The 12,968-nt window shown below is 46.2% G+C and carries 2 protein-coding genes; both read right to left on the reverse strand.

What is annotated here, in order from left to right; genetic code table 11:
* Window positions 1-40: 40 nt before the first annotated feature.
* The gene (locus WDA22_12925; GenBank protein ID MFA5834372.1) at window positions 41-11,839 is read right to left on the reverse strand and encodes a hypothetical protein; all 11,799 of its coding nucleotides are present in this window, start codon (window positions 11,837-11,839) and stop codon (window positions 41-43) included.
* 97 nt (window positions 11,840-11,936) lie between these two features.
* Window positions 11,937-12,836 carry a helix-turn-helix domain-containing protein gene (locus tag WDA22_12930; GenBank protein ID MFA5834373.1) on the reverse strand — a complete coding sequence of 300 codons (900 nt, stop codon included), beginning with the start codon at window positions 12,834-12,836 and terminating at the stop codon, window positions 11,937-11,939.
* Between the last annotated feature and the right edge of the window lie 132 nt (window positions 12,837-12,968).

Here is a 12,968-nt window from a genome sequence, read left to right on the forward strand (position 1 = left end):
GTTGATGATTGTAAATTCATTTTAAATATTTTCATAAAATTTATGGTGTTACATCCAATGTTCCGTCAATAGTAAAGCTGCCACTGTTATCAACATCGCCATGAACCGTTAAGATGCCCGGAGCAGAGATCAATACGCTTGCACCGGAATTAATAAGAACGTTTGTATTGACTATCACTGAGCCCGCAATTGTTTTCAATCCGCCGTTCGTGAATACTAAATCAAAGTATGTCATTACGGTAACGGCTTGTGCAAGAGTACCATTGTATTCAATGGTGGAAGAATTGGCTGTTGCATTTGCAGTTGCTCCGGTAATCGTAAGAGCTCCCGCAATCTGTGTTGTGCCGCCGGCAAACGTCTTTATTCCACCTGTGCTCAGGGATAAATTGTTATAACTAAATGCGGCAATACTCTGTGCACCGGTGCCGTTATAATCGATTGTGCTTCCGGTCGTTACGTACGTTGCGGCTCCTTTGGTAAATGTTCCGGCAATTCCAATCGTACCGGTGTTTGCAAGTGTTATTGTTCCGGAGGCGGAGACTGTAAGATTTCCATAATTCAAGGCGGCGATTGATTGGGAGGTACCGTAGAATTCAACAGTGCTTGCCGGATCGAAAGTATAGGTGGTGTAACTAGCGGGAATAGCATTTGTTCCGCTTATGCGTAACGTTCCGCCGGAGCCTACGCTTAATGTTCCACCTGATGTTGTTCTGTTTGCAGTGAACGTTGAAAGGTCAAGCGTACCGTCTGATACAGTAAGATTACCAACAACATCCACATTTGCGCTGAGCGTGATTGTTGTTCCTGCGCCTGATACAATCAAGTTGTCATACGTACCGGCAGGGACCGTTTGGCCTGTTCCGTAATAATCGATATGGCTTGTCGGATCGAAAGCATGCGTAGTATAATTTATTGGAAGCGATGTTCCGGTACCGCCGATGCGCAATGTGCATAATGCGGCAATCGTCAACGTACCGCCAGCAGCGGATCGGTTGGCGGTAAACGATGTAAGATCAAATGTGCTACAGGAAATATTCAGATCTCCAACGACAATGATATTCCCACCAAGCGTAACCGATCCTCCCGAGTTTGATGCTGTCACATTCGGATATGTTCCGGCAGGTATCGTTTGTGTTGTTCCATAAAAATCTATGGTACTAGTTGGATCAAAAACTTGTGATGTATAATTTGCAGGGATTGTTCCTGTTCCGCCAATTCGTAATGTACAAGAAGCTGCAATTGTTAGTGCTCCACCCGAAATTGACCGGTCTGCCGTAAACGATGTAAGATCCAATGTACCGCCAGAAACAGTCAAGTCTCCGTTGATGCTTACCGTACCGAGCAGTGTCGATGTGCCATTTCCTGAAATGGTAAGATTGCTGTAGGTAATTGCAGCCACATTTTGTGAACCGGTGCTGTTATAGTTTACCGTTCCACCCGTAATACTTGTAGTGCCAGTGACCGCCGGGAATATTGTGGCGGTATTGAGTGTTCCATTCGATTGTGCGTAGTTGTTCGTGGCGGAAAGAGAAATTCCTGTTGGTATTGTAACACTTGCACTTGCATTATTGATAGTAATATCATGCGCTAATGCCGCAACATTAACATTTATCGTGTTCGCACCGATGGTGACATCATTTGCACCAGTTGGAACTCCGGCGGGACTCCAATTTGCTGCATCATTCCAACTTGTACCATCACCTAAACCGCTCCATGTTTTTGGCGCGCCAAGAATTTCCGTCAGCGTTCCAAAATTTGTCACTCCATTGGTAACACCAACCATTGATGCGGTACCTGATTTCGTAATATTGCCGGAGGCAAGAGGATAACTAATGTTCGGCCGAACGCGAACGTTCTGCCACGTTAAACTGTTTGTTACGCCAGTATTACTTGAACTCGAAACTGTAAAGGTAATTTGTGTGGTACTGATTGATGTAATCGCAAGAGAAGTACCGCTTGCAACCGCATTAATGTTTCTCGAGTTGGCTCCGGCACCGGCGATTCGCGTAACTAAAACTGTAGGTGCTATTCCACCAACATCAAAAATAAAGCCGCTCGGAGCATTCATGATGATTGTTCCCGTACCGACATTCGCACTTGCCGCTTCACCATACAATGGCCCGGTCAATGCAGTCCATGCACCGCTGGTAGAATCATCCGCTGAAATCGAACCGCCACCTGTTGCCGGAGTGATAGTAATTGATGCGGCAGTAATTGATGCACTTGTCCCGGCGGTCGGCGGCGGACCACCGACATTGCTTGCCGTTATCGTCCACACACCGGCAGTGTTCAGGGTGAGGGTAAAATCTTTGGTGCCGCCAACTAAAGCCGCATCCGGAGGCAATGTTGCTGCACCATCTGTGGAGGTGATGGTGATGGTGTTTGTTGCGTTTACTATATTCCAATTTGCATCGACAGCATTTACTGTGAACACAAACGGCGTTCCGATGCCTGCTGCAACCGGAGTTCCCATTTTCCCTGCCACCGATCCGGGAACGGCCGTCTCACCGTCGACAATCACTTGCAATTTATTCAACGTACCGGCATTGACGGTTATCGAAGAGCTTGTGTTTGCCGTTTTTGTTCCATCGCTGGTGTTCGTTGCCGTAATCGTGGAGGAGGTTGCTGTTGGAAGCGTGACCGTGGCAAATGTTACCGTTCCGGATGAAAGTGCTGCCGGTGAGGGCATGCTGGCATTCACATCGGATGTTGTTAACGTGATGGTGTTTGCCGGTGCACTGGTGATAATATTCCAGTTTGCATCGACTGCATTGACGGTAACACTGAATGACGAACCAGCTGTTTGACTTAATGGAATTCCTGTCTTGCCCGTTGCTGAACCGGGATCAGCAGTTTCTCCCGGTACGAGAGTCTGCATTTTTGAAAACGCTCCGACACCAACTGATATTGACGGACTCGTGTTTGCAGTTTTTGTTCCATCGCTGGTATTTGTTGCTGTGATCGTCGAGGATCCCGCCGTCGGCAAAGTGACTGTCGCAAATGTTACCGTTCCCGATGAAAGCGCCGCCGGCGAAGGCATGGTGGCATTCACATCAGACGTTGTCAGCGTGATGGTGTTTGCCGGAGCACCGCTGACAATATTCCAATTTGCATCGACCGCATTGACAGTAACACTGAATGACGAACCGGCCGTTTGACTTGATGGAGTTCCTGTTTTTCCCGTTGCTGAACCTGCATTAGCAGTTTCTCCCGGAACAAGAATCTGCATTTTTGTAAATGCTCCCGCATTTACGGTAATTGATGGACTTGTGTCTGCAGTTTTTGAAACATCACTTGTATTTGTTGCTGTGATCGTGGAAGACCCTGCTGTCGGCAGAGTGACTGTAGCAAAAGTTACCGTACCGGATGAAAGAGCCGCTGGTGACGGCATAGTTGCGTTTGCATCCGTAGTTGTGAGTGTGATGGTATTTGTCGGTGCGCCTGCAATCACATTCCAGTATGCATCAACCGCGTTTACCGTAACACCGAAGGAAGCTCCTGCCGTTTGTGCCGATGGCGATCCCGTTTTTCCGGTACCTGTTGAACCCGGATTTGCAGATTCACCCGGTACCAATAACTGCATTTTTGAAAATGCCGCCGGATCAACCGTGACGGACGATGATGCCGGACCGGAATATGTTCCATCATTCGCAGTAATCGTGGACGATTGTGCCCGATATAACGTTGTGGTTAATGCCGTGGATGATACACCAGAAATAAACGTGACGCTGGTTGTGTATGAAGTTTGTCCGGTCGGTCCGCTGTAGGAAATTGTTTTCGCTCCGGAATACGAAGTAACAGTATTAAAGTATTGATCCGTTGCCGTGATTGAGGAAATAGTAAACGAAGATCCAGCCGTACGATTTGTCGGTGGTCCTGAGTTCCCGCTGCCTTCGGTAAACGTTTCGCCTGGAAGTGTCACAACAAGTTTACTTAATGCTCCACGCACTTCCGTCAATGTGCCAAAATTTGTCGTGCCGTCGGTGACGCCGACAATAAATGATCCGCCGGATTTCGTAATATTACCGGTGGCCAATGGATATCCTGCCGTTGGACGGATGCGGATATTTTGCCATGTGAGGGTGTTCAATGCACCGCCGGTAGAAACATCCGTTACAGTAAATGTAATTTGCGTTGCTGATACTGAAACCGATGCCGAAGTTCCAGATGTTGCATTGTTAATATTATCCGTCGCCGTTCCGCCTCCGGTAATTAACACCGTTGGGGCGGTTCCGCTTTGGTCGAATTCAAATCCGGAGGGCACATCTAAAATAATTGTGCCTAATCCAATATCGCCATTCACAGTTTCTTCAATGGAAGGACCGGTCAACGATGTCCACGCTCCAGTTCCAAAATCATCAGCTGACACTGAACTACCACCGGTCGCAGGCGTTAGCGTGACACCCGTAGCAACCTCGCCGACTTGGAAATCACCGAATGCGGTTAATCCGGTCGCTTGTGTGGAGTTCGAAGTTTTTGTTCCGACCGTCGGAAGTGTCCAACCGCTGTTATACCGTCCGACAATAAACAATGATGTGTTTGAACCAAGAACAACGTCCGCAGTATTAAAATTGAACGTTGCGTCAACCGAAGGGAATGTCACAGCATTGTTTGTCAATGTCCAATAGCGCGTAACATGTTTTGTAGTGCTGATACCGGAAGTGTTGATCTGCGGATGATATGAACTGGTTGTATTTGCTGTAAGTGTACCTGAACCAGAAACAGAGGCAAACGTTAAGTTGATTGGTGTATAGTATGATGCATCTCCAACTTCAAATGTTACTGCAACAGGTGACCCGCTTGTGGAAATTGTCTTTTCTAAATTGCCAACGATATAACCGCCAGATCCTGATATTGTTCCAGAAGTACCGATCGATACTTTATGCGCACCAGTGGTAATATTTCCGGATGTCAAAGTTAACGTTCCGTTCACCGTTGCTATCCCGGAGAGTGTTACTCCGGATGCATTGTTCATCGTCAGATTGTTAAACGTAAATGCAGAAGCGAGCGACTGACCGGTGCTGCCGTTGAACGATATCGCACTGCTGGTCACAGTATATGCTTGCGATCCGGGTGTAAATGTTCCTGCTATACCGATAGTTCCGCTGCTTGCAAGTGTTGTTGTACCGCTGGTATTACTGACCGTCAGATTATTGTAATTGATTGCAGGAATTGTTTGTCCGCCTGTCGAGTTATTGAAATTCACCGTGCTGCCGGCAGAAGAATATGCTTGTGAACCGGGAGTAAATATTCCTGCTATACCGATCGTTCCACTGCCTGCCAGTGTCGTCGTGCCGCTGCTGTTACTGACTGTTACATTATTAAAGTTGAAAGCAGGAATAGTTTGAGAACCAGCTGCATTATTAAAGTTCACCGTTGACGTTCCCGCTGACGTTAACGCTCCCGCGCTTGGACTGAATGTATTGCTCACACCGATAGAGCCGATGAGCGTATTCACTCCACTCGTATTGCTCGATGTTACACTGTAATAATTGAAAGCAGGAATTGATTGTCCGCCGGTGGAGTTATTAAAGTCGACCGTTGACGTTCCAGCAGATGTTAACGCACCGGCGCTTGGAGTGAATATGTTGCTCACTCCAATAGAGCCGACGAGTGTATTCACACCGCTTGTATTGCTGGAAGTGAGATTGTAATAGTTGAATGCTGGAATCGATTGTCCGCCGGTAGAGTTATTAAAGTCGACTGTTGACGTTCCGGCAGATGTTAATGCTCCGGCACTTGGGGTGAATATGTTGCTCACACCAATAGAGCCAATGAGTGTATTCACACCGCTCGCATTGCTTGAAGTGAGATTGTAGTAATTGAATGCAGGAATCGATTGTCCGCCGGTGGAGTTATTAAAGTCGACCGTTGACGTTCCCGCAGATGTTAACGCACCGGCGCTCGGAGTGAATATATTGCTCACTCCAATAGAACCAACGAGTGTATTCACTCCGCTCGAATTACTCGATGTAAGATTGTAGTAATTAACTCCAAAAATAGACTGGCCGCCAGTTGCTCTGTTGTAGTTCACCGTGGAAGTCCCGGGATTCCATGTACCGCCCGATCCGCTTGTGAGTCCTCCAATGTTTAATGTACTCGAACTGAGATTCAGCGTACCGGCTGTGCTGGTAAATGTTCCGGTAAATGTGTGCGTGAGACCTGTTCCAAGATCAAGTGTTCCGCCAGTTCCATCGAGTGTAAATGCACCTCCGTTTACATTACCGTTGAATGTTGCTGTGCCGGAGGTCTTCGTTATAGAAACTGTTCCGGTTGTTGTAAAGCCGGCAATGCTTTGCGTTGCCATCGTATTATCAATGGTAATTGCAGAAGCATTTGCCGTGAACGTACCGCCGTTATTCACAAAATTACCGCCGAATGTCAGTGCAAAATTACTTGCACTCGTATTCAGGCTGGCGCCGCTATTAATAGTAAGCGGAACCGAGGCATTGAAGATCTTATCGGCGTTCATCGTAACCTCGCCGATATTGGAAATGATAACACCGCCCGTTGCAGCAAATGGGCTTACCCATTCATCGGATGCAGTCCGTGCTACAGACGTATTATATTGTAAGGTGGCATTTGAGCCGTACGCAAGAGTTCCGACAAAGTTATTGACAAACGCGTCGTTCTCGATGGAGAAGATATTATTTACCGTGGTGGTTCCAGCAGGCAGAGTTTTTGTTCCAGTACCTGAAAACGTCAGATTATAATAAGTCGTTACTAAAGCAGTCTGAGAGCCGGCATATCCATAGTCGATTGTTCCTGTTTCAGCAGTAAATGTTCCGGCATTTGTAAATGCAGTACCAGTGCGATTAATGTGTAACGTACTGCTTCCACCTTCTAAGGTTGCTCCTGCCGAAATCGATACTACTCCAGTAGATGTATGCGTTAAACCAGCGCCAAGATTTAAAGTGCTACCGGAACCGCTGCAAGCAATACCGTTGACATTAACATTTCCTGCGAATATGTATGTACCTTTCGTACTGGGAACACTAAATGCGCCGGTGGTTGTAAAACCATCAATACTGTATGGCCCGGCTGCTGTTCCGACTAATCTCACTTGTGATGATGCGAGACTAAATGTTCCGGTGTTTGTAAAACTGCCTGAGAAAGAAACTCTACCGGCTCCGGTCAATGTAAATGATCCGCTGTTTGTAAAATCGGCTGATCCGGTTTGATTAATTTGTCCAGTCGTGCCGGAAATTGTTCCGGCATTATCGACAAGTCCGGAAACGGTGATTGTAACGGCGGCAAGATTTAGTATTGCTCCGGAGTTGACGGTAAGACTTGCGACAGTAGCGGCGGCGGCGGTAACACTATTTCCACCGGTTGTTGCAATAACAACATTATCTGTTGTTGTTGGAACAACACCGCCGATCCAAGTTGTACCAGTGCCCCACGCACCACCAGTAGCAGTACTGGTTATGGGTATGTTAACGGAGAGAATACCGGTTGTAGCGGCGAAGTACGTATCGTTGGTATGCACAGCAGTGGAACTCGTCGATCCCCAGGTACCATCAGCTTGAAGAACTCCACCCAGTGTAAGAAATTTAACATCTAAATTAAGTCCTGCACCAACACTTGCGGTCGCTGTTCCACTCGGTGCAATGCTCAGATCTCCGGAAACTGACGTTCCGGTCAACATCGATTTTGCACCACTGCCTGAAAATATCAGATTGCTGTATGCTACCGCTTTTACCGTTTGAGGTCCTGCGCCATTGTAATTGACCGTGTTGCCGGCAGCGCTGACGGTAAGAGTTGTAAACGTCGGAACAGTAGGCGTAGTGCTAATGTTCAGCGTGCTGGTAGCGGTGGCGTTATTAAAACTTGTAATTGTACTCGAGCCAGAGTGATTAACAATACCGCCATCGTTGTTGGTGATACCGGTAATTGTTCCTGATCCACTGATATTGATAGTACCGGTATTGGTAAAATTAATAAGGGTCGTAGTCGTTGTTCCTGCGCCGGTACGGTTAATAATTCCGGCATTGTCGAGAGTGGTGATTGAACACGTTCCTCCAAGATCAAGGGTTCCAGTTGCACTGTTTGTTAACGTTCCCACTCCGGAAAGTGCGGTTCCGATAGTCAACGTATTATTGTTTGTATAAGTACCGGTTACTGCAACAGAACCAATGGTGGTAGCAAGAGTTCCGCTTATTGTTTTTGTTGCACCGCTAAAAGTGTGAACACCGGTATTTGCCGTGAATGTTGTTGCATTATTCGTGAAGCTGCCGGCAAAATTTATTGGTGCAGCGCCAGTTTCATTCCAAACACCGCCCGAATTCAGTGTAACATCACCGGTAAATGTTTTTGCACCGGTATTTGCGAGAGTGAGAGTTCCTGTAACCGAAGTAGTTCCGGTCACTCCGAGAGTCCATGTATTTGTTACACCGGTTGCAAAGGATGTTCCGGATCCGACATCTAAATTTCCAGAGATTGCTAAAGCGGCACCCGTTGTTAAGTTTGCTGTTCCGGTGAGAGTGACATTTCCAGCAATGGTGGTAAAGACTGATGTTCCGGTCGACGCACCACTCATACTAAAATCATTTGCTATAGTGGTTACACCGGTTAAAGTTTTTGCACCAGAACCTGAAAGCGATAGGTTATAATATGGTGTTGCTAAAACCGTCTGAGGACCAGCAAATCCATAATTGATTGTTCCTGTTGCAGCAGTGAATGTACCAACATTCGTAAACGCTGCACCAGTAACGTCTAAATTAAGAGTGCTGCTTCCTCCTTCTAACGTAGCTCCAGCAGAAATGGCTACTACTGCTGTGGAGGTGTGTGTCAATCCTGTTCCAAGATTTAACGTACTGCCGGATCCACTGCAAGCAATACCATTGACATTGACATTCCCAGTGAACGTATACGTACCGGTAGCACTGGTTATGTTCAATGCGCCGGTTGTGGTAAATCCATCAACATTATATGGTCCGGCTCCTGTCCCGACTAATCTCACTTGTGAAGAAGCTAGGCTGAATGTTCCCGTGTTTGTAAAGTTACCGGAGAAATCAATTCTACCGGCACCAGATAATGTAAACGAACCACTATTGGTAAAGCTGCCAGATCCGGTTTGTCGTAACTGACCAGTCGTTCCGGTGATTGTTCCATCGTTGATGACTGATCCTGTAACCATCAAAGTACTGGTTCCAAGATCCAATATCGCTCCGCTATTCACCGTAAGTCCAGCAATGGTAACTGCTGCAGCAGTAACACTGTTTCCTCCGGTTGTGGCAATTACAACATTATTTGTTGACGTCGGTACTATTCCCCCCACCCATGTTGTACCGCTGCCCCAAGCGCCGCCGGTTGTAGTACTGGTGATGGGTATGTTCACTGATAAATAACCTGTTGAGATGGCGAAGTATGTATTATTCGTATTGGTAGCGATAGAACCGGTCGATCCCCAGGTTCCATCAACCTGAAGTACTCCACCCAACACGAGTTTATGAACATCCAGGACAAGTCCCGCACCAATACTTGCTGTTGCAGATCCGGTAGGTGCAATACTCAGAGTGTCCGCAACCGAGGTAAGGGCCGACATTGATTTAGCACCACCACCTGAAAATATAAGATTGCTGTATGCTGCCGCCTTAACCGTCTGAGCACCGGCAGAATTGTAATTGACTATGTTACCAGTTTGATTGGCATTGAGTGTTGGTGTAATTGATGCACCGCCAAAGTTTAAAGTTCCGGTTGCACTGTTGGTGAACGTGCTTGCTCCTGCCAGTGTTGTTGATACTGTTAGTGTTCCATTATTTGTTGTTGTTCCACTGATGGTCAAGCTTGGGATTGCAATGGCACTTACACCGCCGATTGTTTTTCCTGTACCGCTAAACGTATGCACTCCTGTGAGCGCTGTAAATGTTGAACCATCATGTTGCAAGTTCCCTGCAAAATTCATCGCGGCTGCACCGGTTTCATTCCATATACCACCCGAATTAATGGTTACGTCGCCGGTAAATGTTTTTGTCCCGGTGTTGGCGAGTGTAATTGTTCCATTAACAGTTGTTGCACCGGCAACAGTGAGCGTCCACAAGTTGTTTGCTCCTGTTGCCAATGTTGTGCCCGCATTAATTGTCAGCGGACCGCCGCTAATATTTTTTATGCCGTTTGTTGTAATGATTGTACCTGTGCTATCGATGATAACACCGCCGGTACCGGCAAACGGATTCGGCCACTCTGCGCCAGCAGTAAATGCAGCTCCTTTGTGATACCGAATTGTTGCCGCCGCACCATATGTTGGCGCAGCAGAAACAGTAACTGTTGCATTTCCTTCGATGGAAAGAACATTGTTAACTGTGATACCGGTTGTTGTTTTTGCTCCGGTGCCTGATAGTGTTAAATTATCATACGTTGTGGCATTCACCGTTTGTGCAGCACCAGAATATTTTACAGTATTACCAGCGGCTGTTGCTGTAAGAGTAATTGTCGGCACTGGAGCAGCGCTGATGTTCAATAAGCCCGCTGTGCTGTTGGTAAACGATGAAATAACACCGGAGGATGAAAGGTTAACTGTTCCTGTATTGGTAATGCTGGTGGTTATTGCGCTGGTACCATTCATGTTGATGGTTCCAGAATTTGTCATGCCGGCAATATTTCCAGAACCATTGATATTAATAGTACCGGAGTTGGTAAAACTCGCAGGCACGGTGGAAGTGGTGGCGGTACCGCTTATGGTTACTGTACCAGCATTAGTTAAAGTGGTGATCGAACAGGAACCGCCGGTAATATTGACAATGCCTGAGGAACTGTTTGATAACGTTCCTGTATTTGTAATTGAGGTTGAGGAGTTTATTGTTCCGTTATTTGTAAGAACGACGCCTACGACGCTTAATAATGTTGCACTTGTCAATGTCCCATTGTTTGTCGATGCTATTGAAAATGTTGCCGTTGGAATAGAAAATGTTCCATTCAACTCTTGTACATTCGTTGTAAACGTATAGGCTCCAGTACCTGACGTAAATGTACCGCCGTTGTTGGTGATGCCACCGCGGAAATTCACCGCTTCATTAATCGCATTATTCCATGTAGCACCGGAATTAACGGTGACAAGTCCTGTAAATTGTTTTGTCCCTGTCGCTGAAGCAAACGTTAAATTACCGCTTGTTCCACCTCCTATAGTGGTCGTGCCGTTGACGGTTAAATTAAATGCTCCGACAGATAACGTGATACCGTCGTTAATGATAAGATCGCCGGTAGTTGTGGTGACGCCGACAGTGGTTTTTGTACCGCTTCCGGAAAGAGTCACACTGCCCGGATGAGTTGCAACCAAAATATCTTGTGCCGCGCCATCGTAAACAACGTTACCGGATGTTAATGTTCTTGTTGTTGAAACAGTTGGCGTAATAGCAAAGTGCAATGTCGTAGTAGATTTCACCATGACAAACACGCGACAAGAAAGCGCACCAGATATTGTTTGATCATCTGCCGTGCCGGTCATTCTTACAGTAAGACGGGAACCAACAAATGCTCCAGAAAAAATCCAATCGCCGGATGTAAGAGTAATAGTGTTTGTCGTCCCACCAGTGTTGGCAGCAGTAATTGTTCCGGTGCCGCCAACCGTTCCATACGTCAGAGGAGTCCCCGATCCGCCGGTAACAGTCAAAATAACACCGTTTGTCGTAATTGTTAATCCACCGATAACATTAACAGCTCCCACCGTTGTGCTTGCACCAACAGTTACAGTTATTCCCAATGGTATAACACAAGAATCTCCTGCTACAGGTGCAGTACCTCCCCATGTCGCTGGGGTTGCCCATGTGCCGGTCACAGTCGCAGTTCGTATTGTCGCCGTCGCTGTAAACGACAACAGTACTCCAAGGACTGATATCATCAGCAATCTGTTAAATGATTTGGGCAATATGTGAGAGAAAAATTTCAACTGTTAAATAATTACAATTTGAACTTCTTTCTTTGTGTTTCTTCTTGCATTAGATAGATACTGCAGCGGTCGATTGTTCAACGGTAAATAACCGTTCAACAATTTCCGTGAACGAATGCATCTGCATGGAATCTGTTGGAACAATCTTGCTCGATTGTTGCTCATCAAAAAAGTTTGATGTATACACACTTCCGCCGTAGGATTTTACTCCGGCGACGAGAGAATCGAACTGATGAATAATTTCATCGGAGGAATGATCGAGTGAGAGAACAACGAATACATCTTCCGGTCTGCATTGGTTAACTATATCATTTGCCGCATATTTTGTCAGCACCGTACCAAGGTTATACACGGTCATTCCCATATTGTCGAGCAGTAATTCCACCGCTTTCAACTCCACTTCATTCATCCCTTCATTCACAGAGAGACAATATAATTCCAGATCTTTCTTCTCTGATTTTGGGATTTGATCGGTAAAATGGATAAGTGCGTGAGTGAGGGTGTTCTTTGCTATTTGAAATTCCACAGAAGTAATCTGCTGCTGCTGATGTTTTGCGTGGATCATGCGGAGGATTGGAGTCAGCAGTGTGTCAAAAATAACCGGAAGGGTTTTTCTCTGCGCAAACAAGGTTGAAAACGCTTGTTCGATGGGATGACGAACTCCTTTAATCGCGTTGATAAAACATTCTTCCACCTGCGGTTCGCCGGAGATTGTTACAGCATCAACGGTGATTGTTTCCGAAGTTCTGGCGAAAGGAAGAAGCGGCGTTACAATCTCATAATGATATTGGTTGATGAATTCATGAACATTGGATGGTTTAAATTTCCGATGCCCACCAGGTGTTTTAAAACATTGCAACTTTCCTTCATCCGTCCACCGTTTAATTGTGGATTTACCGACACGAAACATTTTCGATAGATCGTCTGTGGTGTACAGTACTTCGTTCATAGTACCTCCTGTTAGTTTGTTAATGATTGATAATGTATATAATAGTAAATTTTCAAAATGGTCTTATTGGACTCTTTGGGCGTTTTGGGCTATTGAAGGTAGCCAAAAACATTTTCAAAACAATGGCTTTGC

The sequence above is a fragment of the Bacteroidota bacterium genome, from assembly GCA_041658205.1.
Lineage (GTDB): Bacteria > Bacteroidota > Ignavibacteria > UBA10030 > UBA8401 > UBA8401.